The 25255-nt window shown below is 71.2% G+C and carries 26 protein-coding genes and 1 riboswitch; of the genes, 11 read left to right on the forward strand and 15 right to left on the reverse strand.

The window, feature by feature from the left end; all coding sequences use genetic code 11:
• Positions 1–111 precede the first annotated feature (111 nt).
• On the forward strand, positions 112–1044 hold the full coding sequence (locus ACZ7L4_RS20095; RefSeq protein WP_472104261.1) for a carbohydrate-binding protein: 933 nt from the start codon (positions 112–114) through the stop codon (positions 1042–1044).
• 71 nt (positions 1045–1115) lie between these two features.
• On the opposite strand, the gene ACZ7L4_RS20100 is transcribed toward ACZ7L4_RS20095, so the two are convergent.
• From ACZ7L4_RS20100 to ACZ7L4_RS20110, 3 genes are all read right to left on the reverse strand, one after another.
• Positions 1116–2045: a 1-phosphofructokinase family hexose kinase gene (locus ACZ7L4_RS20100; RefSeq protein ID WP_472104263.1), complete on the reverse strand. Its 930-nt coding sequence runs from the start codon at positions 2043–2045 to the stop codon at positions 1116–1118.
• 104 nt (positions 2046–2149) lie between these two features.
• A complete protein-coding gene (nagA, locus tag ACZ7L4_RS20105) occupies positions 2150–3286 on the reverse strand; it encodes an N-acetylglucosamine-6-phosphate deacetylase (protein ID WP_472104265.1) in 1137 nt (378 codons plus the stop codon).
• The gene (locus tag ACZ7L4_RS20110; protein ID WP_472104267.1) at positions 3286–4227 is read right to left on the reverse strand and encodes an ROK family protein; all 942 of its coding nucleotides are present in this window, start codon (positions 4225–4227) and stop codon (positions 3286–3288) included. The genes nagA and ACZ7L4_RS20110 overlap by 1 nt, the downstream gene beginning before the upstream one ends.
• 141 nt (positions 4228–4368) lie before the next feature.
• Here ACZ7L4_RS20110 and ACZ7L4_RS20115 point away from each other — a divergent pair, with 141 nt between their 5' ends.
• The 3 genes from ACZ7L4_RS20115 (at position 4369) to otsB (ending at position 6868) form a co-directional block, all read left to right on the forward strand.
• Positions 4369–5640, forward strand: a complete 1272-nt coding sequence (locus tag ACZ7L4_RS20115; RefSeq protein ID WP_472104269.1) for an ABC transporter substrate-binding protein — start codon at positions 4369–4371, stop codon at positions 5638–5640.
• 10 nt (positions 5641–5650) lie between these two features.
• Positions 5651–5878: a DUF3263 domain-containing protein gene (locus ACZ7L4_RS20120; RefSeq protein ID WP_472104271.1), complete on the forward strand. Its 228-nt coding sequence runs from the start codon at positions 5651–5653 to the stop codon at positions 5876–5878.
• A gap of 159 nt (positions 5879–6037) precedes the next feature.
• The gene (otsB, locus tag ACZ7L4_RS20125; RefSeq protein ID WP_472104273.1) at positions 6038–6868 is read left to right on the forward strand and encodes a trehalose-phosphatase; all 831 of its coding nucleotides are present in this window, start codon (positions 6038–6040) and stop codon (positions 6866–6868) included.
• On the opposite strand, the gene ACZ7L4_RS20130 is transcribed toward otsB, so the two are convergent.
• From ACZ7L4_RS20130 to ACZ7L4_RS20140, 3 genes are all read right to left on the reverse strand, one after another.
• Entirely contained in the window at positions 6845–8236 is a 1392-nt protein-coding gene (locus tag ACZ7L4_RS20130) for an alpha,alpha-trehalose-phosphate synthase (UDP-forming) (RefSeq protein WP_472104275.1), read from the reverse strand. The two genes, otsB and ACZ7L4_RS20130, sit on opposite strands and share 24 nt — an antisense overlap.
• Before the next feature lie 87 nt (positions 8237–8323).
• Positions 8324–10147 carry a DUF7927 domain-containing protein gene (locus ACZ7L4_RS20135; protein WP_472104277.1) on the reverse strand — a complete coding sequence of 608 codons (1824 nt, stop codon included), beginning with the start codon at positions 10145–10147 and terminating at the stop codon, positions 8324–8326.
• A gap of 38 nt (positions 10148–10185) precedes the next feature.
• Positions 10186–11133: a glucosyl-3-phosphoglycerate synthase gene (locus tag ACZ7L4_RS20140; RefSeq protein WP_472104279.1), complete on the reverse strand. Its 948-nt coding sequence runs from the start codon at positions 11131–11133 to the stop codon at positions 10186–10188.
• A gap of 161 nt (positions 11134–11294) precedes the next feature.
• Positions 11295–11449, forward strand: a riboswitch (SAM riboswitch).
• A gap of 18 nt (positions 11450–11467) precedes the next feature.
• Between ACZ7L4_RS20140 and thrC the strand changes: the two genes are divergently transcribed.
• From thrC to groL, 4 genes are all read left to right on the forward strand, one after another.
• Positions 11468–12769 (forward strand): threonine synthase, encoded by a 1302-nt coding sequence (thrC, locus tag ACZ7L4_RS20145; protein ID WP_472104281.1) that lies wholly within the window; start codon positions 11468–11470, stop codon positions 12767–12769.
• A gap of 50 nt (positions 12770–12819) precedes the next feature.
• Positions 12820–13095 carry a ubiquitin-like small modifier protein 1 gene (locus ACZ7L4_RS20150; protein WP_306322932.1) on the forward strand — a complete coding sequence of 92 codons (276 nt, stop codon included), beginning with the start codon at positions 12820–12822 and terminating at the stop codon, positions 13093–13095.
• 432 nt (positions 13096–13527) lie between these two features.
• Positions 13528–13734 (forward strand): cold-shock protein, encoded by a 207-nt coding sequence (locus ACZ7L4_RS20155; RefSeq protein ID WP_030576453.1) that lies wholly within the window; start codon positions 13528–13530, stop codon positions 13732–13734.
• Positions 13735–14041: 307 nt separating this feature from the next.
• On the forward strand, positions 14042–15667 hold the full coding sequence (gene groL / locus ACZ7L4_RS20160; protein WP_472104283.1) for a chaperonin GroEL: 1626 nt from the start codon (positions 14042–14044) through the stop codon (positions 15665–15667).
• Positions 15668–15902: 235 nt separating this feature from the next.
• Here groL and ACZ7L4_RS20165 read toward each other — a convergent pair whose 3' ends face one another.
• From ACZ7L4_RS20165 to ACZ7L4_RS20180, 4 genes are all read right to left on the reverse strand, one after another.
• Positions 15903–16190: a hypothetical protein gene (locus ACZ7L4_RS20165; RefSeq protein ID WP_472104285.1), complete on the reverse strand. Its 288-nt coding sequence runs from the start codon at positions 16188–16190 to the stop codon at positions 15903–15905.
• Between the two features lie 59 nt (positions 16191–16249).
• The gene (locus ACZ7L4_RS20170) at positions 16250–16639 is read right to left on the reverse strand and encodes a DMT family transporter (RefSeq protein WP_472104287.1); all 390 of its coding nucleotides are present in this window, start codon (positions 16637–16639) and stop codon (positions 16250–16252) included.
• Between the two features lie 52 nt (positions 16640–16691).
• Entirely contained in the window at positions 16692–17012 is a 321-nt protein-coding gene (locus ACZ7L4_RS20175; RefSeq protein WP_472104289.1) for a DMT family transporter, read from the reverse strand.
• Between the two features lie 77 nt (positions 17013–17089).
• Positions 17090–17716, reverse strand: a complete 627-nt coding sequence (locus ACZ7L4_RS20180) for a DsbA family oxidoreductase (protein ID WP_472104291.1) — start codon at positions 17714–17716, stop codon at positions 17090–17092.
• An 85-nt stretch (positions 17717–17801) separates the two neighbouring features.
• Between ACZ7L4_RS20180 and ACZ7L4_RS20185 the strand changes: the two genes are divergently transcribed.
• Entirely contained in the window at positions 17802–18185 is a 384-nt protein-coding gene (locus ACZ7L4_RS20185) for a MerR family transcriptional regulator (RefSeq protein WP_472104293.1), read from the forward strand.
• Between the two features lie 18 nt (positions 18186–18203).
• On the opposite strand, the gene ACZ7L4_RS20190 is transcribed toward ACZ7L4_RS20185, so the two are convergent.
• The 4 genes from ACZ7L4_RS20190 to ACZ7L4_RS20205 all read right to left on the reverse strand — a co-directional run bounded on the left by ACZ7L4_RS20190 (position 18204) and on the right by ACZ7L4_RS20205 (position 23133).
• The gene (locus ACZ7L4_RS20190; RefSeq protein ID WP_472104295.1) at positions 18204–19286 is read right to left on the reverse strand and encodes a MupG family TIM beta-alpha barrel fold protein; all 1083 of its coding nucleotides are present in this window, start codon (positions 19284–19286) and stop codon (positions 18204–18206) included.
• Between the two features lie 168 nt (positions 19287–19454).
• Positions 19455–21005 (reverse strand): PTS transporter subunit EIIC, encoded by a 1551-nt coding sequence (locus tag ACZ7L4_RS20195; protein WP_472104297.1) that lies wholly within the window; start codon positions 21003–21005, stop codon positions 19455–19457.
• A 56-nt stretch (positions 21006–21061) separates the two neighbouring features.
• Positions 21062–22009, reverse strand: coding sequence for an N-acetylmuramic acid 6-phosphate etherase (gene murQ / locus ACZ7L4_RS20200; RefSeq protein WP_472104299.1), 948 nt, complete (start codon positions 22007–22009; stop codon positions 21062–21064).
• 194 nt (positions 22010–22203) lie between these two features.
• The gene (locus ACZ7L4_RS20205) at positions 22204–23133 is read right to left on the reverse strand and encodes a MurR/RpiR family transcriptional regulator (RefSeq protein ID WP_472104301.1); all 930 of its coding nucleotides are present in this window, start codon (positions 23131–23133) and stop codon (positions 22204–22206) included.
• A 75-nt stretch (positions 23134–23208) separates the two neighbouring features.
• On the opposite strand from ACZ7L4_RS20205, the gene ACZ7L4_RS20210 reads away from it, so the two are divergent.
• Entirely contained in the window at positions 23209–23589 is a 381-nt protein-coding gene (locus ACZ7L4_RS20210; RefSeq protein WP_472104303.1) for a hypothetical protein, read from the forward strand.
• Positions 23590–23596: 7 nt separating this feature from the next.
• On the forward strand, positions 23597–23857 hold the full coding sequence (locus ACZ7L4_RS20215; protein ID WP_422475092.1) for a DUF4031 domain-containing protein: 261 nt from the start codon (positions 23597–23599) through the stop codon (positions 23855–23857).
• Between the two features lie 10 nt (positions 23858–23867).
• Here ACZ7L4_RS20215 and ACZ7L4_RS20220 read toward each other — a convergent pair whose 3' ends face one another.
• Positions 23868–25103 carry a Cmx/CmrA family chloramphenicol efflux MFS transporter gene (locus ACZ7L4_RS20220; RefSeq protein ID WP_472105597.1) on the reverse strand — a complete coding sequence of 412 codons (1236 nt, stop codon included), beginning with the start codon at positions 25101–25103 and terminating at the stop codon, positions 23868–23870.
• Positions 25104–25255: the final 152 nt, after the last annotated feature.

Below are 25255 nucleotides of genomic sequence, written 5' to 3' on the forward strand. Positions count from 1 at the left end.
CCCCTACATTGGGCGCGGTTCCGCGGACCCGGTGAGGTCAAGGCCACGCCGTGGGGTCACTCGCAGCGGGTACCCTCGCCGAGGTAAGCAACGTGTAGGGAGTGATCTGGGATGGCGCCCGGCAACAACAGCGGGAGCACCACGCCCGAGGACGACGACCCGTTCGGCTATCTGTACGCCGACGGGCAGGCGGCCGGGGCGACCCCGCCCGAGGGCGCGGGCGGCGGGTACGGCTACCCGAACCCGCGGTCCTCCTACCGGGCCAATCAGATCCGTACGGTCGGTGAGCGCCAGTACGGGCAGACCCAGCCGACCCAGGCGTACCAGCAGCCGAACGCGCACTACCAGGCACCCGAGACGGTGCCCGGCGGCGGGGTCCCCTCGCAGCCGGGTCCGCCGACGGCGCCGATGCGCGGGGGCGGCCGCGGGCGCGGTCCGAACACGAAGGCGCTGCTCATCGGCGCGGTCGCCGTCGTCGCGGCCGTCGTCATCGGCATCGGCGTCGCCATGCTGAGCAACGACTCGGGCGACGACAAGGGCGAGGCCGGCGGCAAGCCGTCCGGCGGCTCGCAGTCGGTGCAGCCGAGCGAGAAGCCCTCGAAGTCGGCGTCCGCGGCGCCGGTCGACCTGCCCAAGACCGACGCGAAGACGCTGAAGCTGGCGGGCGGCACGGCCACCGCCTCCGACGTGCAGGGCGCGAAGGCCGACGGCGGGGTGTACGTCGCCGGGTTCAACAAGGTGGGCGCGAGCCTGACCTGGACCGTCAACGACATCCCGAAGGACGGCGCCTACAAGCTGCACGTCGACTACGGGGTGCCCGGCAAGGACTCCGACGCCACGATCGACGTCAACGGCAAGAAGCAGTCCCGCCCGCTGAACATGACGAACTTCGCCGGCGCCAAGGAAGGCGACTGGGAGAAGGGCTGGACGAACACGTGGGCCATCGTCCAGCTCACGAAGGGGACCAACGCGATCACGGTCTCCTGTGAGCAGGGCAACAAGTGCGATGCCAATTTCGACCGGATGTGGCTCACGCAGGGCTGAGCCACCCCCCGGGGCTCCGCCCCGGACCCCGCTGCTCAATCGCCGCAGGGGCTTGATCGGGCTAGAAGGGCCTACGCCGCGCCGACCTGTTCGGCGACGGTCACACGACCCACCAGGTCCTCGTACGTCGACGGGTCGAACTCGCCCGCCACCGGGGACACCACCGTCGCCGCGGACAGCGCCACCGCGCGGGCGAGGCGTTGGGGCCACGGCAGGTGGTCCACCTGGCCGGAGAGCAGGCCGGCCACCGCCGAGTCGCCCGCGCCCGTGGGGTTGCCGCGCAGGCGCCCCGGAGCGGGCGCACGCCACTCGCCGTCCGGAGTGAGCGCGCACAGCCCCTCCGCCCCGAGCGAGGCCACGACCGCGTGCGCGCCGCGCCGGCGTGCGTCCTTCATGGCCTGCAACGGCTCGTGCTGCCCTGTGAGTTCGGCCAGCTCGTCCGCGTTCGGCTTCACCAGGTCGGGGCGGGCCGCGACGCCGCGCCGCAGCGGTTCGCCGCTGGTGTCGAGGAGGACGGGGACGGAAGCGGCGCGCGCGGCCCGCACCAGCGTCGCGTAGGCGCCGACCGGGACGCCGGGCGGCAGGCTGCCGCACAGCGCCACCGCGGAGGCCGAGCGCAGCAGATCCGCGTACGCCTCCTGGAAGGCCGTCCACTCGGCGGGCGTGATCGTCGGGCCCGGCTCGTTGAGCTGCGTCGTGTCGCCGCTCGACGCGTCGACGACGGCGATCGTGCGGCGGGTCGCGCCGGAGACGGGCACCAGCGCGTCCGCGACGCCCGGCGTGCCGAGCAGCTGGTCCTGGAGCGTGCGGCCCGTCGCGCCGCCCACGAATCCCGTCACGGTCACCTCGTGACCGAGCGCGGCCAGCACCCGCGCCACGTTCAGCCCCTTGCCGCCGGGCCGCTCGGTGACCTCGGTGACGCGGTGCGTGGCATGCGGGCGCAGGGACCGCACCCGGTACGTGATGTCGAGTGCGGTGTTCAGCGTGACCGTGAGGATCACAGGACCCCACCCCCCTTGCGTACTTCCAGTAACGGGGCCCGATCATGCCAAAGTCAAGGCGGTTGGCCCAGGCCGCGGACCAACCGCCTTGTACCGGCCGGGAGTTATGGCTCGATCAGCCAATCGCCCTTGCGCAGTACGCCCTTGACCTCGAACTCCGCGTCCAGGACCACGAGGTCGGCGTCCTTGCCGGGCTCCAGCGAGCCCACCTTGTCGTAGAGGCCGAGGAGCTGGGCCGGGTTGGCCGAGATGGCGCGGACGACGTCCTCGACGGGCAGCTTGTCGATCGTCACGGCCCGCTTGAACGCCCGGTCCAGGGTCAGCGTCGAGCCCGCGATGGAGCCGCCCTCGACGAGCCGCGCCACGCTGTCCTTCACCTCGACCTCCAGCGGGCCGAGCATGTAGCGCCCGTCGCCGAACCCGGCGGCGTCCATCGCGTCGGTGATGAACGCGACGCGCTCGGCGCCCTTGTGGTGGAAGGCGAGTTCGAGGGCGGCCGGGTGCAGATGCGTGCCGTCGTTGATCAGTTCGACGGTGATCCGGTCGTCCTCCAGGAGCGCCGCGATCGGCCCCGGGTCACGGTGGCCGAGCGGCGGCATCGCGTTGAACAGGTGCGTGGCGACCGTGGCGCCCGCGTCGATGGCCGCCACCGTCTGCTCGTACGTGGCGTCGGTGTGGCCGATCGCGGCGATGACGCCGTGCTCGGCGAGGAGCCGTACGGAGTCGATGCCGCCGGGCAGTTCGGTGGCGAGGGTGACCATCTTCGCCTGGCCGCGGGCGGCGTCGATCAGCTTGCGGACCTCGGCCGGGTCGGGGTCGCGCAGGAGCGTCTCGTCGTGGGCGCCCTTGCGGCAGGGGGAGATGAACGGGCCCTCGAAGTGGATGCCCGCGATCTCGCCGTGCTCGGCCAGCTCGGAGAGCAGCCCCGCGCGCTGCACGAGGAAGTCCATGTCGCTGGTGACGAGGGACGGCACGATGGTGGTCGTGCCGTGCTGCTGGTGCGTGCGCACGCCCGTGAGGACCTCGTCGATGGCGCCGGAGGTGAAGGACGCGCCGCCGCCGCCGTGGTTGTGCATGTCGACGAAGCCGGGCACCACCCAGTGGCCGGAGAGGTCGACGGTCCCGGCGCCTTCCGGGGCGGACCCGGCGATCTTCGTGCCGTCGACGATGACGCGGCCGTCGGTGACGGTCCCGGTGGGCAGCACCACCTTGGCGCCGGTGAGCACCTTTGCTTCTGTCATCAGGCGGTTACCTCCGTGTTGTCGTCGGCGAGCAGGTCCCAGGCGAGCAGTCCCGCGCCCAGGCACCCGGCGCTGTCCCCGAGGACGGCCGGGACGATCGTGGGGAGCGCCTGGAAGGTGACGCGCTCCGCGACGGCCGCGCGCAGGGGTGTGAACAAGGTTTCCCCGGCCTCGGCGAGCCCGCCACCGATGATGAGCGTGCGGGGGTCCAGCAGAGTGAGGGCGAGCACGAGGCCGTCGGCGAGCGCGTCCACCGCGTCCTGCCAGACCCGGGCCGCCTTCGGGTCGCCCGCGTCGACGGCCTTCGCGCAGTCCGCCGCGGTCGCCTTCTCCTCGCCGCTCGCCTCCTGCCAGGCCAGGGTGACCGCGGAGGCGGAGGCGTACCGCTCCAGGCAGCCGCGCTGGCCGCAGCCGCAGTCCACCCCGCCGGGGCGCACGACGACGTGGCCGATCTCGCCCGCGGAGCCGTGCGCGCCGGGCTCGATGCGCCCGTCGATGCCGATGGCGCCCGCGATCCCGGTGCCGAGCGGCATGAACAGGAAGCGGTCGGCGTCCTTGCCTGCCCCGAGCCGCCCCTCGCCGAGCCCGCCGGTGCGCACGTCGTGGCCGAGCGCCACGGGGATGCCGCCGAGCCGCTCGCTGAGCAGGGACCGCATGGGGACGTCGCGCCAGCCGAGGTTGGCGGCGAAGAGGGCGATCCCGTTCGTCTCGTCGACGACGCCGGGCACCGCGACGCCCGCGGCGTGTGCGGGCTCGCCGAGGTGCTTCTCGCCGTACGCGCGCAGTTCGGCGGCGAAGTCGAGGATCGACTCCACGACCGCGTCGGCGCCGCGCTCGCGCTGGGTGGCCCGGCGCGCCTGGTGCAGCAGATTGCCGTCGGCCCCGACCAGGGCGGCCTTCATCCCGGTGCCGCCCACGTCCAGGGCGATGACATGTTTCACGGGGGACAGTCTCGCGCGTCCACCCGTGAGAGGTCTAGTCCAGTCGCCCCCTCGTTTCCGCTCTGGCGCCCATGTGGTGTAGACCTTCCAGGTGACCATGGGAGAGGCCTGTGGCGTGAAGGACAAGGGTGGAGTGCGGCAGTGCGCAAGGGGAGGACGACTCTGACCGTGGCGGCCGCGCTCGGGGTGGTGGCGGCGTCGTCGCTGCTCACCGCCTGCGGAAGCGGCGACTCCGACGACGCCGTCACGCTGAGGCTGGTCGCGGCCGACTACGGCGACTCCAAGGCCAACAGCTCCCAGAAGTACTGGGACGACGTGGCCGCCGGGTTCGAGAAGGACCACCCGAACATCAAGGTAGACGTCGACGTCTACAGCTGGGACGTCGTCGACAAGAAGGTCAAGGACATGGTCGCCGCGGGCAAGGCCCCCGACATGGCGCAGATCGGCGCGTACGCCGACTACGCCGCGGCGGACAAGCTCTACCCCGTCGACAAACTGCTCTCCGTGCCGGTGCAGGCCGATTTCGTCGGCCAGATGAGCCAGGCGGGCGAGAGCAAGGGCGCGCAGTACGGCATGCCGTTCGCCGCCTCCACGCGCCGCCTCTTCTACAACAAGAAGCTCTTCACCGAGGCCGGCATCACGCCGCCGAAGACCTGGGCCGACCTCGTCTCCGACGCCAAGGCGCTCAAGGCGCAGGGCGTGCGCTACCCCTTCGCGCTGCCGCTCGGCACGGAAGAGGCGCAGGCCGAGACGCTGATCTGGATGCTCAGCAACGGCGGCGGCTACACCGACAACGTCGGCTCCTACGCCCTCGACGACAAGAAGAACGTCGAGGCGCTGTCCTGGCTCAAGAACAGCCTGGTCACCAAGGGCCTCACCGGCCCCACCGAGCCCGGCGAGCTCAACCGCACGCCCGCCTTCCAGGCCTTCGCCAAGGGCCAGGTCGGCATGTTGTCCGGCCACCCCACGCTGATGAACATGGCGCAGGCCAAGGGCGTCGACTACGGCGACGTGGCGATCCCCGGCCCCGACGGCACGCCCAAGTCCACGATGGGCGTCACCGACTGGATGATGGCGTTCAAGCAGGGCGGCCACCCCAAGGAGACCGGGGCGTTCCTCGACTACGCCTACAACAAGAAGAACGTCCTCGACTTCTCCCGCAAGTACACCGTCGCGCCGGTCACGGTCTCCGCGTCGAACGCGATGACGTCCTCGGCGAAGGACAAGGCCCTGCGGCCGTTCATCGACGAACTCGCGGGCGCCACGTACTACCCGGCCAACAAGACGTCCTGGCCCGAGGTCAGCGCCGAGATCAAGAAGCAGATCGGCTCCACCGTCACGCCGCAGGGCAGCGCGGCGGGCACCCTCGGCGCGATCCAGAACGACGCGGCGGCGGCGGAGTCCGCGGAGTAGCGTGGCGGGCATGGATCCTCTCGGCGCCCGCGAGCGCGCGGTGCTCGTGTTCGAGGGCCGGAGCTGGGCCTCGCCGGGGGCCAAGGAGCGCGCGATCCGCGAGGAACTCGACATGGCGCCGGTGCGCTACTTCCAGCTCCTGAACGCGCTCCTGGACGACCCGCGGGCGTTGGAATTCGCCCCGGTGACGGTGAACCGCCTGCGGCGCGTCCGAGAAGCGAGACGCGCGGAACGCTGACCGTCGGTGCGAGCGGCACCGGGGGCCGCCTTGCCCACCCTGCCGCCCAAGGCGGCAGATTGCCCAAGGCTCGGTCGGCATCATCAAGCCCCTGCGGCGATTGAGCAGCGGGGTCCGGGGCGGAGCCCCGAGGCGTCAACCCCGGTTATCGTCAATCGCATGGCCCGCCATGAGCACGCCCCCCGGACGACCGCAGGACGCGAGGGACTGGACGCCCTCCTGGCCCACCCGCGGAGCGCGGTCGTCGCCATCGACTTCGACGGCACCCTCGCCCCCATCGTCCCCGACCCCGACCAGGCCCGCGCCCACCCCGCCGCCGTCCCGGCCCTCGCCGCGCTGGCCCCCAAGGTCGCCTCCGTCGCGGTCATCACCGGCCGCCCGGCTTCCGTGGCCGTCCGCCACGGCGGCTTCGCCGGTGTTCCCGGCCTGGAGCACCTCGTCGTCCTCGGGCACTACGGCGCCGAACGCTGGGACGCCGTCACCGGCACGGTCACCGCCCCCGCCCCGCACCCGGGCGTGGCCACCGTCCGGGCCGAACTCCCGGGCGTACTCGGCGAGTTGGGTCTGTGGCACGACACGTACATCGAGGAGAAGGGCCGCGCCGTGGCCGTCCACACGCGCCGCGCCCGCGACCCGCAGGCCGCCTTCGAGGCCCTCCGTGAACCCCTGTCGGAGCTCGCCGCCCGGCACGGCCTGATCGTGGAGCCCGGCCGCATGGTCCTGGAGCTGCGACCGCCCGGCGTCGACAAGGGCGTCGCGCTCGCCGAGTACGTACGGGAGGTGGGCGCGGAGTCCGTCCTCTACGCGGGCGACGACCTCGGCGACCTCCCGGCCTTCGCGGCAGTGGAGAAGCTGCGCTCCGACGGCGTGCCGGGCCTCCTGGTGGCGGCGGACACGGTCGTGCCCGAACTCGCCGACAGGGCCGACCTGTTGGTGGAGGGCCCCGCCGAACTGGCCGCGTTCCTGTCAGTCCTGGCGCAGCGCCTCTAGCTGGTCCAGGAACCACGCCCCCGGCGGCAGCGCCGTAGCCGCCGCCGCGAGTCGCTTCGTGCGTTCCGCGCGCTCGTCCGTCGGCATGGCGAGCGCCTCCGCGAGGGCCCGCGACGTACCGCTCACGTCGTAGGGGTTGACGATGAGTGCGTCCTCGGCGAGCTCCTCGTACGCCCCCGCTTCCCGCGACAGCACCAGCGCGCACCCGTCGTCGGAGACGACCGGCACCTCCTTGGCGACCAGGTTCATGCCGTCCCTGATCGGGTTCACCAACGCCACGTCGGCGATCCGGTAGGCGGCGAGCGAGCGCGCGAAGTCGTCCTTCACGTGGAGTACGACCGGTGTCCAACCCTCCGTACCGAAGCGGGAGTTGATGGCGTCCGCGACCCGCGCCACCTCGTCCGTGTAGTCCCGGTACACGGCCAGGTCCTGCCGCGACGGATAGGCGAACGCGACGTGCACGACCCGCTCCCGCCACTCGGGCCGCTCGTCGAGGAGCAGCTCGTAGGCCCGGAGCCCCCGCACGATGTTCTTCGACAGCTCGGTGCGGTCGACCCGGACGATCACCTTCCGCGAACCGTCCCCGCCGATCTGCGTACGCAGCGCCGCCAGCCGCTCCTCCACGTCGTCGCGGTGCGCCCGCTCGCGCAGGAAGTCGGCGTCGGCGCCGAGCCCGTGCACCCCGATCCTGGTCCCGGACGTGCCGCCGACGAGATGCGTACAGCAGTCGGTGAAGGCGTCCGCCCAGCGCCGGGTCAGGAACGCACAGCGGTCGGCGCCGAGCATGCCCTTCAGCACCTGCTCGGCGATGTCGTCGGGCAGCATCCGGAAGTAGTCGACGGGCGCCCAGGGCGTGTGCGAGAAGTGCCCGATCCGCAGGTCGCCGCGGAGTTCGCGGAGCATCCCCGGCACCAGCGTCAGGTGGTAGTCCTGCACGACCACCGTCGCGCCCGGCGCCGCCTCCTCGGCGAGCGCCTCGGCGAAGGCCCGGTTGTACGCCTCGTAGGACGCCCACTGGCGGCGGAACTCCGGGCCGAAGGACGGCTCCAGAGGCGTCTGGTACAGCATGTGGTGCACGAACCACAGCACCGAGTTCGCGATCCCGTTGTACGCGTCCGTGTGCACGTCAGGGGCGATGTCCAGCATCCGCACGCCGGGCTCGGTGATCCCGCGGCGGACCGCCTCCCGGTCGCCGTCGCCGAGCGCCGAGCACACCCACAGCTTGTCCTCGACGACGCTCAGCGCCGACACCAGACCGCCCCCGCCGCGCTTCGCCTCGATGCCTCCCGCGTCGTCGACGACGTACGAGACCGGGCCGCGGTTGGACGCGACGAGAACCTCAGCAGCACCATGCGTCGTGGAACTCATACGGGCACGCTAGCCCGGCCCGGAAACGTTCAAACGTAAGGCCGGGCCCCGTCGGGGGCCCGGCCGTATACGAGAGTCGCGCTCGGGTCAGTCCTTGCGGCCGCGGACCGCGGCGAGGATCAGCGCGCCGAGCCCGCACAGCGCGACGGCGAGCCCGCCGTACAGCGGCAGGTTCGAGTCGGTGCCGGTCTCGGCCATCTCACCGGAGCTCGGCGGGTTCGGCGGAGCGGGCCGCGCCTGCGGGCTCTGGCTGCTCGCCGACGGGGCCGGGGTCGGCTCGGCCGTCTGCTCACCCGGCTGCTTCGTCGGAGTCGGGGTCGGGGTCGGCGTCGGCGTGGGGCTGGTCGGCGAGGGCGCCGGTGCCTCCCGCTCGATGACGGGCGCGATGCCGCACCGCGCGTCCGTGGAGCCCTCCTCGCAGTTGGTGCGCGGTGTGTCGGCGGTGACGCTGTTCGTGAGCCTGCCGTCACCGCTCACCGGGTCGTTGACCTTCACCGAGTACGTGACGGTCGCGGTCTCGCCCGCCGGGATGTCACCGGTGAAGTTGATCTTCGGCTTGGTGTAGGAGACGTCACCGATGCTCGCCTGCGCGTCGTCGTTGTACGTCGCGTCGTCGAGGTTCTCGGTGAGGTCGTCGGTGAACTTGGCGTTGGGGTACGGCAGCCGGCTGACGTTCTTCGCCTTCACCGTGTACGTCACCGTGTCGCCGGGCTCGACCTTCGCCGGGCTCGCCGTCTTGGAGATCTCCAGGTCCGGCACCGGGACGGACAGGGCGAGCGCCGAGGGGACGTACGTGTCGCCCTTGGTGGAGAAGTCGAGCGTCGTGGAGGTCGAACCGACCGGGATCGGCTCGTCCCCGGCGGCGCGCGTGGAGCCGCTGCCCGTGACGTCGAATTCCTTCGCGTCGATGCTCAGGTTGTTGATCATCTTCGGGTCGAGGGCGCCGTCGTCCTCGGAGATGAAGAAGTTGTTGGTGTTGCCGGTGTGCTTCTCGGGGATGTTCTGGCCGCCGACGGCGAACTTGTCGCCCGGCGTGTTCCAGTCGCCCTCGTACGCGGTGACGCTCGCGTGCGGGGTGCCCGAGGTCCGGTAGAAGCCGTCGACGGTGACCCGGGTGGCCGGGGAGGTGGAGCGCTGCAGGACGTGGCCGCCGTAGATGTAGACGTTGCGGCGGTCCGGGGCGTAGGTCTCGTTCGGGGCGTCGTACTTGTAGACGACGGTCATCGACCAGCCGGCCACGCAGCCCTTGCCCGAGGGCGCCCAGATGTCGCCGACCGAGACCGGGACCGGGGTGCCCGTGCCGGTGACCCCGCTGAACAGGCTCGTCACGTCGGCCTCGCCCGTGTAGTAGTGCGGGCCGTTGGTGTCGGCGGGGTCCTTGACCAGGTTCTCGGGGGAGACCTTGGTGGGGGCCGTGCCGTTGACGCCGACCGCCGGGGCCGCGTCCAGCGGGTCGCCGGGCGAGGGGTCGACGTCGGCGCCCGAGATGTCGCAGCGCTTCATCTGGGCCCCGCTCGGACCCTTGTACGTGCCGTCGTTGCCGCCGTAGAAGAGGCGGGCGTAGGCGACCTCGGCCCCGGGCGGGATGGTGACCCGGCCGGTGCTGGAGCCGTAGCCGTCCGTCGTCCCGGCCGTGTTGATCCGCTGCATGTTGAACGTGTTGTTGTTGTCCCTGCCCTCGCCGTTCGCGGCGACGGCGCAGCGCGCGGCCATGGTGGCGTCGTCGGTCGGGCAGCCCATGACGGTGTTGCCGATGGTCTTGAAGTCGCCGTAGATCGATTCGTCGTAGCGCTTGTCGAAGGGGGAGACCACATCCGCGGCGGCGGGGCTCGGTGCCAGTCCCGCCACGCAGGCGGCGAGGGCGGCTGCGACGGCGCAGGCCGCCTTGCCCTGAAGATGTTTAAGCGACATAAAGGGCAATTTAGGCAAAACATACGATTAGTCCGTGCTTATGCCACGCGACGCTCCGCATATTCACCGATTTCGATCATCGGCTGGCGCTCTTCCGTGTCGACCGGGTGGGTGCGCGGCTCGAAGCCGTCGTCGCCGCGCTCGAACTGCGTGAGCACCGGCCGCACGAGGTGCCCGCGCGCGAGGCGCAGCTGGGCCGTGCGGTAGATCGCCGCCGCCATCCTGCCGAGCGCCTGCCCGTCCTGGTGCCGGTGCTTGCGCACGCCGACGTCGACCTGGGCGAGCGCGTCGAGGCCCACGGTGTGCAGCGCGTCCACGAGCAGGCCGAGCTCCACGCCGTACCCGACGGGGAACGGGAGTTGTTCGAGCAGCGTCCGCCGGGCCGCGTACTCGCCACCCAACGGCTGTACGAAACCGGCCAGTTGGGGCCAGTGCAGATTGAGGATCGGCCGCGCCATCAGCTCGGTCACCCGGCCGCCCTGGCCCGCCGCCCCGGCCAGCGGGCGGTCGTACATCGCCTTCACGAAGTGCACGCCCGGCTCGGTGAGCAACGGGCCGACGATCCCGGAGACGAAGTCCGCGGAGAATTCCTTCAGATCGGCGTCGACGAAGCACACGATGTCACCGGAAGTGACGAACAGGGATCGCCACAGCACCTCGCCCTTGCCGGCCCTGACCGGGATCCGCGGCAGGATCGTGTCCCGGTGCTCGACGCGCGCCCCGGCCGCCGCCGCGACCTCGGAGGTGCGGTCGGTGGAGCCGGAGTCGATCACGACGAGCTCGTCGACGAGCGGCACCGCGTCCGTCATCAGCGTCCGCCGGATCTCGGAGACGATCTCGCCGACCGTCTCCTCCTCGTTCAGCGCGGGCAGTACGACACTCACCGTCTGTCCCGACGCGTGCTTGGCGGCGACCAACCGGTGCAGCGGATGGTCCGCCACGGACCAGGAGCGCCTGTTCAGCCAGCGCTCGACCTCTTCCAGCACGGTCTGGGTTCCTTCCCTAAGGATCACCATGTGATCCATCTCGCGGTTCGGACGACTATCTCAAGGGTCCGGGCCTTCGGTTACAGTCTTGAACAAGGCCGGTGACCATCGCATGTCGGGGGTCGCCTGCCGTACACAACTGAATCCACACAATCGAATACCGCTCATCCAGAGGGGCAGAGGGATACGGCCCGTTGAAGCCCCGGCAACCCTCCAGCCGGTCTCGTCCGCACATCGCAGTGCGCCCGCGAGGCTCCCGGCTAGTGAAGGTGCCAAATCCGTCTCGTGGCGAGATGCGTCGCGAGGAAGATGAGGAGAAAGGGCCTCGCCTCTCATGGCTGTACAGACTGTCGCCACCGAAACGACCGCGAAGACCGTTGATCTCGGTCCGGCTTCCGGCCTCTCCTGCCGCGAGTGCGGCGCCGTCGTCCCGCTCGGTCCCGTCTTCGCCTGTGCCGAGTGTTTCGGGCCGCTCGAAGTCGCGTACGACCTGCCCGTCGGTGACCCCGAGTCCCTGCGCAAGCAGATCGAGGCAGGACCCGCCAACATCTGGCGCTACGCCCCGCTGCTGCCCGTCCCGGCCGACGTCGCCGAGAAGCCCAACCTGAACCCGGGCTGGACCCAGCTCGTCAAGGCCGACAACCTGGGCCGCGAACTGGGCGTCGCCGAGGGCAAGTTGTTCGTCAAGGACGACTCCGGCAACCCGACGCACTCCTTCAAGGACCGCGTCGTCGCGCAGGCCATCGAGGCCGCCCGCGCCTTCGGCTTCACCACGCTCTCCTGCTCCTCCACCGGCAACCTGGCCGGCGCCGTCGGCGCCGCCGCCGCCCGCGCCGGCTTCCGCTCCTGCGTGTTCATCCCGCACGACCTGGAGCAGGGCAAGGTCGTCATGGCCGGTGTCTACGGCGGTGACCTCGTCGCCATCGAGGGCAACTACGACGACGTGAACCGCTTCTGCTCCGAGCTCATCGGCGACCCGCTGGGCGAGGGCTGGGGCTTCGTGAACGTGAACCTGCGCCCGTACTACGGCGAGGGTTCAAAGACGCTCGCGTACGAGATCTGCGAGCAGCTCGGCTGGCAGCTGCCCGACCAGCTGGTCATCCCGATCGCGTCCGGCTCCCAGTTCACGAAGATCGACAAGGGGCTCAAGGAGCTGATCAAGCTCGGCCTCGTCGAGGACAAGCCGTACAAGCTCTTCGGCGCCCAGGCCGAGGGCTGCTCCCCGGTCTCCGTCGCCTACAAGGGCGGCCACGACGTGGTCCGCCCGCAGAAGCCGACGACCATCGCCAAGTCCCTCGCCATCGGCAACCCCGCCGACGGCCCGTACGTCCTCGACATCGCGCGCCGCACCGGCGGCGCCGTGGAGGACGTGAACGACGAGCAGGTCGTCGACGCGATCAAGCTGCTCGCGCGCACGGAGGGCATCTTCGCGGAGACGGCCGGCGGTGTGACCCTGGGCGTCACGAAGAAGCTCATCGAGGCGGGCCAGATCGACCCGTCGCTCACCACGGTGGTCCTGAACACGGGCGACGGGCTCAAGACCCTCGACGCGGTCGCCGAGTCCTCGCAGGCCACCGCCACCATCCGGCCGAGCCTGGACGCGTTCCGCGACGCCGGTCTCGCCGCCGACCACTGAGCCCAGCCGATCACTGAGCCAACCGAACTTGTAGCACCGGGAGTCACCGCATGAGCGTCAACGTTCGCATCCCCACCATCCTGCGCACCTACACCGGCGGCCAGGCCGAGGTCGCCGCCGAGGGCGCGACCCTCGCCGATGTCATCGCCGACCTCGAGAAGAACCACACCGGCATCGCCGCCCGCGTCCTCGACGACCAGGGCAAGCTGCGCCGCTTCGTGAACGTCTACGTGAACGACGACGACGTCCGCTTCGAGCAGGGCCTGGAGACGGCGACGCCGGACGGCGCCGGGGTCTCGATCATTCCCGCCGTCGCGGGCGGCTGATCTTTTGTAGGTCTACACAGAGTTATCCGAATTGCCCCCTCCGCGAGAGAAGCGGAGGGGGCAATTCTGCATGGTTGAGCGCGGTACAGTTGGGGAAGCTGCTGCGTTTCCGCGAGCGGTGCATGACGGGCGCATATGAGTTCTCGCCCGTCGCCCGACAAGAAGCAGCCAAAGTGCCCAGCCCTTTCGGGCCTTTTACGGCATTTACGCGGCCCGACTTGCCCGGGGATCCGGTGAGTTGGCCCGGTTTCCCCGATCTGGCGTGCCCAGAATTCTCGTCCGATTGACCTGTTGCAGACGGCAGTTGGGCAGATACATTCAGCCGCGGTCGACGCGTTCCGGCGCACACCCCCATATCCCATGGGGCGTGAGGTCTGACCCGGGTCCGCGAAGTGCGGTCCTGCGCAAGGGCCAGTAATAGGGGAGTTAGGCATGGCTCAGGGCACCGTCAAGTGGTTCAACGCGGAGAAGGGGTACGGCTTCATCGCGGTCGACGGTGGTGCGGATGTTTTCGTCCACTACAGCGCGATTCAGATGGACGGCTACCGCACCCTCGAGGAGGGGCAGCGGGTCGAGTTCGAGATCTCGCAGGGCCAGAAGGGGCCGCAGGCCGACATGGTCCGCGTGGCCGCCGGCTGAACGCGCGCGTCAGACTGCAAGCTTGTACGTCGCACGTCATGGAGGGCTCGTCTCCCGGTTGACCGGGGGCGGGCCCTTCGTGCTGCCCCGGTGGCGTTCGCGTTCAGGAGAGCACCTTGCACTCGCAGGGGTCGAGTGCTAATCATTGGGCTTAGCACTCTCCGAGTGAGAGTGACAAAACTTGGATCGGGTCGGTGAGGTCCGCAGGCCGGGTGGGGCAAGGAACCACAAGGCGCGCAGGCCGTCCGTCGCGGGCACCAGCACGGTCCTTTTGCGTTAGCCACCCCGTCCGGGAGGACCACTTCACATGGCCAAGATCATCGCGTTCGACGAGGAGGCACGGCGCGGCCTCGAGCGCGGCATGAACCAGCTCGCCGACGCCGTCAAGGTGACCCTGGGCCCCAAGGGTCGCAACGTCGTCCTCGAGAAGAAGTGGGGCGCCCCCACGATCACCAACGATGGTGTGTCCATCGCCAAGGAGATCGAGCTCGAGGACCCGTACGAGAAGATCGGCGCCGAGCTGGTCAAGGAGGTCGCGAAGAAGACGGACGACGTCGCCGGTGACGGCACGACGACCGCGACCGTCCTGGCCCAGGCGCTCGTTCGCGAAGGCCTTCGCAACGTAGCCGCCGGCGCCAACCCGATGGCCCTCAAGCGCGGCATCGAGCGCGCCACCGAGGCCGTCTCCGCCGCCCTCCTCGAGCAGGCCAAGGAGGTGGAGACCAAGGAGCAGATCGCCTCCACCGCCTCCATCTCGGCCGCCGACACCCAGATCGGCGAGCTCATCGCCGAGGCCATGGACAAGGTCGGCAAGGAAGGCGTCATCACGGTCGAGGAGTCCCAGACCTTCGGTCTGGAGCTCGAGCTCACCGAGGGCATGCGCTTCGACAAGGGCTACATCTCGGCGTACTTCGCCACCGACATGGAGCGTATGGAGGCCTCGCTCGAGGACCCGTACATCCTGATCGTCAACTCGAAGATCGGCAACGTGAAGGACCTCCTTCCGCTGCTCGAGAAGGTCATGCAGTCCGGCAAGCCGCTGCTGATCATCGCCGAGGACGTCGAGGGCGAGGCCCTGTCGACCCTGGTCGTCAACAAGATCCGTGGCACCTTCAAGTCCGTCGCCGTCAAGGCCCCGGGCTTCGGTGACCGCCGCAAGGCCATGCTCGGCGACATCGCCATCCTCACGGGCGGCACGGTCATCTCCGAGGAGGTCGGCCTCAAGCTCGAGAACGCCGGTCTCGACCTGCTCGGCCGCGCCCGCAAGGTCGTCATCACCAAGGACGAGACGACGATCGTCGACGGCGCCGGTGAGAGCGACCAGGTCCAGGGTCGCGTCAACCAGATCCGTGCCGAGATCGAGAACAGCGACTCGGACTACGACCGCGAGAAGCTCCAGGAGCGCCTCGCCAAGCTCGCCGGCGGCGTGGCCGTCATCAAGGCGGGCGCGGCCACCGAGGTCGAGCTCAAGGAGCGCAAGCACCGCATCGAGGACGCCGTTCGCAACGCGAAGGCGGCCGTCGAGGAGGGCATCGTCGCCGGTGGTGGCGTGGCCCTGCTGCAGGCCTCCGCGGTCTTCGACAAGCTGGAGCTCGAGGGTGACGAGGCGACCGGCGCCAACGCCGTGAAGCTCGCGCTCGAGGCCCCGCTCAAGCAGATCGCCGTCAACGGTGGTCTCGAGGGTGGCGTCGTCGTGGAGAAGGTGCGCAACCTGACCGTCGGTCACGGTCTGAACGCCGCGACGGGTGACTACGTCGACATGATCGCCGAGGGCATCATCGACCCGGCGAAGGTCACGCGCTCCGCGCTGCAGAACGCCGCGTCCATCGCCGCGCTCTTCCTCACCACCGAGGCCGTCATCGCCGACAAGCCGGAGAAGGCGGGCGCTGCGCCGGCCGGTGGCGGCATGCCGGGCGGTGACATGGACTTCTGAGCCGCTCGCGGTTCAGCCCGTCCGTAACCCCGAGGGCGGCACCGACTCTTCGCGAGTCGGTGCCGCCCTCGGGCGTTTTTCGTTGCGCCCCCCCCGCACGGGGCTCCGCCCCGGACCCCGCTGCTCAATCGCCGCAGGGGCTTGAAAAATCAAGCCCCTGCGGCGAGTGGGTAAAATCCAGCCCCGCCGGCGCTTGAGGCGCGGGGTCCGGGGCGGAGCCCCGTGCGGGGGGCGTCTACGCGGCGTTCTCCTGGAAGGACTTCCAGGTGTCGCGCCCCGCGCGCCCCGCGCTGGTGGCGGCGGCCTGCGCCTGGTGGAGGGCGCGGGAGGCGAGCTCGGACGGGGGAACCTCCCAGGTTCCGGTCCAGCTGCGGCCCGCGCGGGCCAGTTCGTAGACGAGGACGCCGACCCCGGCCATCGCCGTGAGTGTGCCGACCCCGGTGAGCGCGGCCCCCGCGGTCAGCCGGCGCCGGTCCGGGCGGAACTCGGTCCAGGAGATCTTCGAAAGGGTGCTGTCAGCCATGGGCCCAGCATGGGGCAGGCCCGTGGAGGCCGCATGTTCAGCGCCCTCGTCCGTGACCGTCACCGCTGGGGGCGGTCCGAGAGTTTGAGCCAGACGACGCCGCCGATGATCAGGGTGAGCCAGAGGCCCTTGACCGGGGTGAGGGTCTCGTCGAAGAAGACCGGGCCGAGCAGGGCCGCTCCGACGGCGCCGATGCCGGCCCACACGGCGTATCCGATGCCTACGTCGATGGTGCGCAGGGCGAGGCTCAGGGCGAAGAGTGTCAGAAGGAAGAAGGTGACCGCGATCAGTGACCAGGAGAGCACGGTGAAGCCCTGGCTGCCTCCCACTGCCAGGGCGTAGGCGATCTCGAAGGCTCCTGCCAGGAGGAGGACCAGCCAGGCGCGGGCGCGGGTGCCGTCGCTGCGAGCGGTGGCGTTCTCGGCGGTGGTGGGGGCGGTGGTGGACATGGGGGTTCCTTCCTCGGGTGTGCGGGGTGGTCTCGGCTGGGTGGGGCGAGGGTCAGGTCGTGCCGGTGAGCTGGAGGCCGACCACGCCGGCGATGACGGCGGCGATGCCCAGGAACTTGCGCCAGTCCAGGCGCTGGCCGAAGAGGAGAGCGCCGAGGACGACGATTCCGACGCCGGCGGACGCGGTCCAGATCGCGTAGCCGACGCCGACCTCGAAGGTCAGCAAGGCCTGGCTGAGGAGGTAGGTGGCGATGCCGCCGCTGAGGAGGGTCGCGGCGGTCCAGCCCGGCCGCGTGAAGCCCTGGGCGCGGCCTGCGGTGATGGCGACGGTGATCTCGAAGACGACGGCGAGGGAGAGGTAGAGCCAGGGCATGGGGTGTCCTTATGGGGTGACGGGGTGACGGGGTGACGGGGTGACGGGGTGAGGGGGGGATGGGGTGCGTGTGGTGGTTACGCCGGGGCCGCTTCGCGCAGTGCCTCGCGGATCGCGTTCTCGGTGGCGACGCCGTCGATGCGGCGGGAGCCGATGACGGTGGTGGGGACGACGGTGAGGTTCATCCGCGCCGACTCGGCCAGCTCCCGCCGGTGCTCGTCGGCGTACTCCGGTTCGTCGAGGGCCGTGGCGTAGGCGGCCGGGTCGAGTCCGCACTCCTCGGCGACGCGGGTCAGGACCGCCCGGTCCCCGATGTCGAGGTCCTCGCGGAAGTAGGCCGTCAGTACGCGCCGGTGGTAGGCCCGGGACCGTCCGTGCCGGGCCGCGTACCGGGCGCCGCGGAACGCAGGCCCGGTGCGGGGCGGCGGCGACACGGTCGGCAGGCGGATCGGCACCCGGTGGTGGCGTGCCATCGGGTACACGGCGTGCTGCCAGATCTCCGGCAGGTACGGGGGCCCGTGGCTCAACTCGTGGGCGTGGTGGACGACTTCGACGTCGGTGCGGCCGGCCGTCGCGCGCTCGATCAGCTCGTCGGCGATCAGGCAGAACGGGCAGACGTAGTCCGACCAGAGGTGGATCTGAAGGCGGCTGCGAGCGGTCACGGCGATCTCCGGTTCCTCGGTGCACTCCGGTGAGTGCGACACGGAGATCGTGTAACTTCACGCCGGTGTCAACTTCAAGGAACGGGCGACGACGAGCAGTTCAGAAACGCTTCAGGAGGTAGATCTCATGCGCATCGGTGAGCTGGCGGCCGCCAGCGGGGTCAGTGCCCGGTCCCTGCGCTACTACGAGCAGCACGGACTCATCCGTTCCGAGCGCACTCCCGGCGGATGGCGCGATTTCGACGAGTCGATGGTCGAGCGGGTCGTCATGATCCAGCACCTGTTCGCCGCGGGCCTGGGCAGCTCCACCATCGACGAGGTGCTGCCCTGCATGGAGGCGCCGCCGGAGGAGCGCACCGGCGTCATGGAGCGGCTGTTCGCCGAGCAGGCCGAGCGCCTGGAGGCGAAGCGCCGCGACATCGACCGCGAACTCGACACGCTGCAGGCGCTCCGCGTCGACACGGCGCTGCCCGGCAGGGCCCCGCGAGCGGCGGCAGCGGACCGGTCCTGACCACGGAGGCCGGACCGCTCAGGCCGGGGTCAGGCGCACGCGCGTACCCGGGCCGATCAGGTCGAGGAGCGGGAGCTCGGCGGGCGGGACGGCGCCCAGGACGTTCACCGTGGGGTCCGGTGGCAGGTCGGTGCGGGTGATGCTCAGTTCGCCCCGGTAGCGCGGAAGGTCGTCGTTGCCGAGGGTGAGGGTGCCGGTGGGGCGGGGTTCGGCCGGGCCGCGGGCCGGGGTCGGTTCGTCGCGCAGGGCGGGCCGCGAGTTCTCCAGGCGGACGAGTTGTTCGGCCGGGTCGGTGCGCTCGCGGTCCGGGGCGGTGAGCCGGGCGAGGACCGAGGGCGGGGTGCCGGGGCGCAGCTCGACGGTCAGGTCGATCTCGTCGTGCTCCCGCCAGGCCCGCCACTGCGCCACCGTGCGCTCGGAGAGCAGCGGGTCGCCCACGTACACCGTGTCGCAGCCGAGGCCGGCGAGGTCGAGGGCCGCGGCCAGCGGGTGCCGGGCGCGGTGCGCCTCGAGGGTGGGCAGGCCCGCGTGGACCGGGGCGCGCAGCACGCCGTCGCCGGGGGCGAAGGCCGCGACCTCGATGCCGTGCGCGTGCCACATGGCGGTGCGTTCGGTGAACAGGGTGCGGGAGATGCCGGTGTGGCGGCGCGGGTAGAAGTTGTGGGAGGCCGTGAGGCGGTCGGTGCGCAGGCCCGCGTCGAGGAGCCGGCGCAGCCACTGCGGGCCGATCGTCGAGGCGTTCAGGTGCAGCGGGAAGACGCGGGAGACGGCCACGATCGCCTCGTCGGGCAGCCCGAAGTCGATACGGACCGCGTCGACGCCGTACGCCGCGAGGCCGTCCGCCGTCTGCGGGGTCAGGCCCAGGGCGGGCAGCGAGTCCTGTGAGATGTCGGCGGTCAGGCGCAGGTCGTGGGCGTGGGCGAGCGCGGTGACCTCGCGCAGCCGGGTCGCGAACAGCGCCGGGTCGTCCTCCGGCATGTGCAGGGAGGCGAAGACCTCCGTGGCGCCGAGGGCGGTCGCCTGGGCGCAGGCCGCGGCCGCCACGTCGAGGTGGGCCAGGTAGAGGGAGACGCCGAGGGCGGGCGCGGGGTGGGAGCGCATGGTGGGTCGCCTTGTCGCCGGGGGCCGTACGGAATGGAGCGGGGGCCGCATTGCCGTACGGATATGGAGCCGGAGCCCATCGCCGTACGGAAATGGAGCCGGGGCCCCACGGAGATCGGGGGAGAAGTCCGTGGGGCCCCGGGGTTCAGGGAGGGGTGACGCGGTCGGTCAGACCCGTGCCGGTTCCTTCGGGTCCTGCGGTTCCGGCGCGTCCTTGTGGTCGGCGGGCACCGCCGGGTTCGCCTCGGCATGGGCCTCGGGGGACTCGCCCGCGTCGACGTCCTGGTTGAACTCGACGAGCATGTCCTGCGTGAAGCCGAAGTAGTACGTCGCGAGGAAGCCGACGGCGTAGCCGACGAGCAGGCCGCCCAGGTAGATCGCGCAGGTCGCGCCGAGGCCCTTGTTGCCGTCGAGCAGCGGGAACAGCGCCCAGCCGGACGGGCCGATGGCGGTGGAGCCGACCTGGTAGCCGAGCATCGAGAAGACGCCGATGAACGCGCCGCCCGCCGCGCCGCCGACGCACGCCGTGATGAAGGGGCGGCCGAGCGGGAGCGAGACACCGTAGATCAGGGGCTCGCCGACGCCCAGGAAGCCCGCGGGGAGCGCCGACTTGATGGTCTTGCGGATCGAGTGGTTGTGCTTGAGCTTCTTGAAGACCGCGATCGCCGCGCCGACCTGGCCCGCGCCCGCCATCGCCAGGATGGGCAGGAGGACGGTGTAGCCCTGCTGCTCGATGAGCGTGGTGTGGATGGGGATCAGGGCCTGGTGCAGGCCGAGCATCACCAGCGGGAGGAAGAGGCCGCCGAGGACCGCGCCGGCGAAGACGCCGGTGTTCTCCAGGAGCCAGTTGGCGCCCGTGCCGATCGCGGTGGAGACCTCGCCCGCCACGAACATCAGGCCGAAGATCGTGACCAGGCCGGAGATGAGGACCGTGAGGGTGGGGGTGACCAGGACGTCCAGGGACTCCGGCACCCACTTGCGGCACCACTTCTCGATGTAGACCGCGAGCACGGCCGCGCCGAGAGCGCCCAGCACACCGCCCTGACCGGGGGAGAGCTTGTGCCCGAACGCCGAGATGTCGGCGACCCCCGGGTAGACGATGATCGCCGCGACGGCGCCGCCGATGATCGGCGTACCGCCGAACTCCTTCGCGGTGTTGTAGCCGACGAACACCGCGATCAGCGCCATGAAGCCGGAGGCGATGGCGGCGAGGGCAGGGGTGACCGAGGGCAGCCAGCCCAGGTTGATCATCAGGCCGTTGAGGCCCGCGATGATGCCGCAGCCGATCAGGGCCGGGATCAGCGGCACGAAGATGTTGGCGATCTTGCGCAGGAACAGCTTGAACGGGGTCGCGTTCTTCGCCTTCTGCTGGGCCTTGAGCGCGGCGCCCTGGGCGGCGAGGTCGTCGGCGCTGTGGCCGGCGGCGGGCTCGGGCGCCGGTGCGGCGGCCCTGCCCTCCTCGACCAGGGTCTCGAACTCGGGCGTGACCCGGGCGACCTTCCCCGGCCCGAGGACGATCTGGTACGTCTCGTCCTCGACGACGCCCATGACGTCGGGAAGCGCCTTGAGCGCTTCGTCCTGGACGAGCGAACGGTCCGCGAGACCCAGCCGGAGCCGGGTCATGCAGTGGACCACAGAGGTGACGTTCGCTGCGCCGCCGACGAGCGGGAGGATCGCGGCGGCGACGGCGCGGTTCTTGTTCTCGGCGTTATCGGCCATGGTGCGTCTTGCCTTGCTGTGCAGGTGGTGCTCGGGGACGGGTGGTTCGTTCGGGACTACTTGGTGGCGGCGGCCGCGAGCGCGGCGCGCAGGTGGCCGTCGGACTCCGTGAGGAGCCGGTCGGCGGTCGGGCCGTCGACGTCGCCGAGGACGACGAGGATGGCGTTCTTGACCTCGCCGTCGGTCGCGGCGAGCGCGGCCTCGATGGCGGCGTCGTCGGCGCCGGTGGCGAGGGAGACGATGCGGCGGGAGCGGGCCCGCAGCTTCTCGTTGGAGGCACGCACGTCGACCATGAGGTTCCCGTACGTCTTGCCGAGCCGGATCATGGAGATCGTCGACAGCATGTTGAGCACGAGCTTCTGGGCCGTGCCCGCCTTCAGGCGGGTGGAGCCGGTGAGCAGCTCGGGTCCCACGACCACCTCGATGCCGTGGTCCGCGGCGGCGGCCAGCGCGCTGTCCGCGTTGCAGGACAGGCCGACGGTGAGCGCGCCGTAGCGGGCGCGGGCGTGCTCGACGGCGCCGATCGCGTACGGGGTGCGGCCCGAGGCGGAGATGCCGACGACGATGTCGTTCTCGGTGAGGTCGATGCCGTCCAGGTCGGCGGCGGCCAGCTCCTTGGAGTCCTCGGCGCCCTCGATGGACTTGACCATGGCGGACGGGCCGCCCGCGATCAGGCCCACGACCTGGCCGTCCCAGGTGTTGAAGGTGGGCGGGCACTCGGAGGCGTCGAGCACGCCCATCCGGCCCGCGGTGCCGGCGCCCGCGTAGACGAGGCGGCCGCCGCGGGCCATGCGGTCGGCGATGCCGTCGATCGCGGCGGAGATCTGGGGGAGCTGGGCCGCGACGGCGGTGGGCACGGAGGCGTCCTCACCGTTCATCAGCTTGGCGATCTCCAGGGTGGAGAGCTGGTCGATCTCGGCGAGTTCCGGGCGGAAGGCCTCCGTCGTGAGCGTGTCGAGCTGGGCGCGGAGGTCGGCGTAGGGGGCGTCGGGGGTGGCGGTCATCGGGGCGGCTCTCTGTGTGGGCGGGAGGTTCTGTTGCGGTGGGTCGGGGGTGCGGTCGCGGGGCGCTGCCCCGGACCCCGCGCCTCAATCGCCGGCGGGGCTTGATTTGGCGCAGCTGGGTATTTCAAGCCCCTGCGGCGATTGAGCAGCGGGGTCCGGGGCAGCGCCCCGTGGCGTGGGGAGCGGTGGGGCGATCACTGGCGGCCGCCCCGCGGAGCGGACTGGTGGCGGTGGGCCAGCGCCTCGTACGACGCGGAGAGCGCAGGCGCGGCCGTCTCGTACGTGCGCTGGGCGATGCCCACGAAGAGGCAGTCCACGACCAGCAGCTGGCTGGTCCGCGAGGACATCGCCGCGGGGCGCAGCTCGCTCTCGCGGGCGATGGACGTGGTCAGTATGTGGTCGGCGTACTGCGAGACCGGGCTGCGCGGGCGGCCGGTGATCGCGATCGTGGTGGCGCCGCGCTCGAAGGCGACCCGCAGTGGTTCGATCACGTCGCCGGTCGTGCCGGAGTGGGTGATCGCCACCGCGACGTCCCCGGCGCGGAGCGTCACCGCGTTGTGGACGGCCAGGTGCGGATCGGAGTGCGCGTACGCGTGCCGGCCGATGCGCAGCAGCTTCTGCGCGAGGTCCTGGGCGACGAGCCCGGAGGCCGCCATGCCGTAGATCTCGACGCGGCCCGCGCTCGCCATGGCGGTCACGGCGGCGCCGAGCTGCGCGGTGTCGAGTCCGGCGGCGGTGTCGGCGAGGGTCTGCTGCTCGTCGTAGGCGAGCTTGGCGACGACGTCGGTCAGCGGGTCGTCGACGGCGATGTCCGCGGTCACGGCGGGTGCCCGGCCCGACTGCTGCTGGGCGGCGAGTCCGGCGAGCGCCAGGCGCAGGTCCCGGTAGCCGGGGTAGCCGAGGATGCGGGCGGTGCGCACCACCGTGGCCTCGCTGGTGCCGGTGAGCTCGGCGAGTCCGGTGACGGTCAGCGCGGCGCAGCCGGCCGGGTCCCCGGCGACGGCCTCCGCGACCCGCTGCATGGACCGGGTCATGGAGGGCGCGAGGGTGCGCACCTTGGCGGCGAGGGCCGCGGGGGCGGGCGGCGCGTCCCCGCCGAAACTTTCCTTCACGTCATTGCTCACGTATTGAAAGATATTTTCGGGAGGGGTCGGGGTCAAGAGTCCTTCGACCGTGCCGTATGGCACACAATTGGCTGTATGGACACCATCAGCCCCTTGGAGCAGGCCCTGCACGCGGCCCGCGCGCTCGTGCTCGCGGATCTGAAGGCGGGCGACGTCGCGGATCCGGACATCGTCTCGCTGGTGGAGGAGTCGATCGTCTCGCGGCGCTGGTGGGTGGAGCAGTGGCCGGAGGGGGTGGAGTTCGTGACCGGGCTCGTCGCCCAGGACGTCAAGGACGGGATCCTGGAGCGGCACGGCCGCTGGCCGCTGTGTCCGGTGTGCGGCCCCGGCTCGGGCGCGGAGGCCCCGCACGCGCTGGACGTCGAACCGGAGCTGGGCGCGGACCCGCACTGGGTGTGCTCGGAGGCGGGCGTGACGGTGGCGCCGATCGGCGGCCTCGACTCGGTGACGGGGTGACGCGCTCGTGACGGTCTACATCGACCCGCCGAACTGGCCGGGGCACGACCGCATGTGGTCGCACCTGGTCAGCGATGTCTCGTACGACGAACTGCACGCGTTCGCCGAGCGGTTGGGGGTGCCGCCGCGCGCCTTCGAGCGCGACCACTACGACCTCCCGTCGCACCGGTACGCGGACGCGGTGCGGGCGGGGGCCGTCGAGATCGGCTCGAAGGAACTGGTCCGCAGGCTCACGGAGGCGGGCCTGCGGCGGCGTAAGGGGCGGTAGTTCGGGCCTTTCAAGCCCCGCCGGCGCTTGAGGCGCGGGGTCCGGGGCGGAGCCCCGAGACGTCGGGAACGCTCCCGGAACCTGCGACGACCCGAGAAGCCGTCCGCCGATGCAGCCGCACCGACACCCCGGTCAACACCAGCGCGACCACCGTCATCGCACCCCCGGCCCACGCCGTGGCCGGATACCCGAGCCCCGCATCGATGACCGTGCCGCCGAGCCACGGCCCACCCGTGTTGCCCAGGTTGAACGCGGCGGTCGTGGTGGCCCCCGCCAGCGTGGGCGCGGCGCCCGCGACGTTGAACATCCGGGCGTTGAGGGCCGGCGCCGTGTAGAAGGCGGAGAAGCCGAGCAGGAACGACAGGGCCACCGCCGCGACCGCGAAGTGGCCGAGCACGGCGAGCGCCGCGAGGAACACGGTGGACGCGGTGATGCCGGTCAGCAGCACCCCGAACAGGTGCGCGTCGGCGATCCGCCCGCCGAGCGTCGTACCGGCGAGGGCGCCGATGCCGAACAGCGCGAGGACGGCGGGGACCCAGCTCTCGGGCAGGCCCGCGACATCCGTCAGGAGCGGCGAGAGATAGCTGAACGCGCAGAAGACGCCGCCCGCGGCGAGCGCGGTGATGGCGATGGACAGCCACACCTGACGGTCGGCGTAGATGCTCAACTCCCGCTTGAGGCGGGGCCGTTCGGCGGGCAGCGGGATCTTCGGCACGAGCGTCACGATGCCGACGAGGGCGATCGCGGAGGCGACGCCCACCGCCCAGAACGCGGCGCGCCAGCCGAGCCCGTCGCCGAGGAACGCGCCCGCGGGGACGCCGAGCACGTTCGCGATCGACAGGCCGCCGATCATCACGGCCATGGCGCGGGCCCGCTGGTTCACCGGCACCATCGCGATGGCGACGGCCGCGCCGACCGCCCAGAAGCCGGCGCAGGCGAGGGCGGAGACGACACGGGACGCGAACAGGACCGCGTACGAAGGAGCGAGCGCGCCCGCGACCTGGCCCAGGCCGAACACGGTGATGAGCGAGATCAGGGTGGTCCTGCGCGGCAGCCGCAGCGTCGCCACGGCCAGCAGCGGGGCGCCCACCACCATGCCGATGGCGAAGGCCGAGATCAGCAGCCCGGCCTGCGGGATCGTGACGTCCATGTCGTCGGCGACCGCGGGGAGGATCCCGGAGAGCATGAACTCGCTGGTCCCGAGGGCGAAGACGCTCAGGCCGAGGATGTAGACGGCCAGGGGCATACGGGTGTTCGAGCGGGAGTCTGGGGAGCCGGGGGAGTCCGGACGGGGCTGTGGGGACATGTAAGGAGCCAACCTGGGCGTGACAGATGGCATTCCCGGGCGGACGACTCGTATCGCACCGTTCGTACGCCGTTCACACGCACCGCCACACG

It is taken from the genome of Streptomyces sp. NPDC107575, assembly GCF_055657265.1.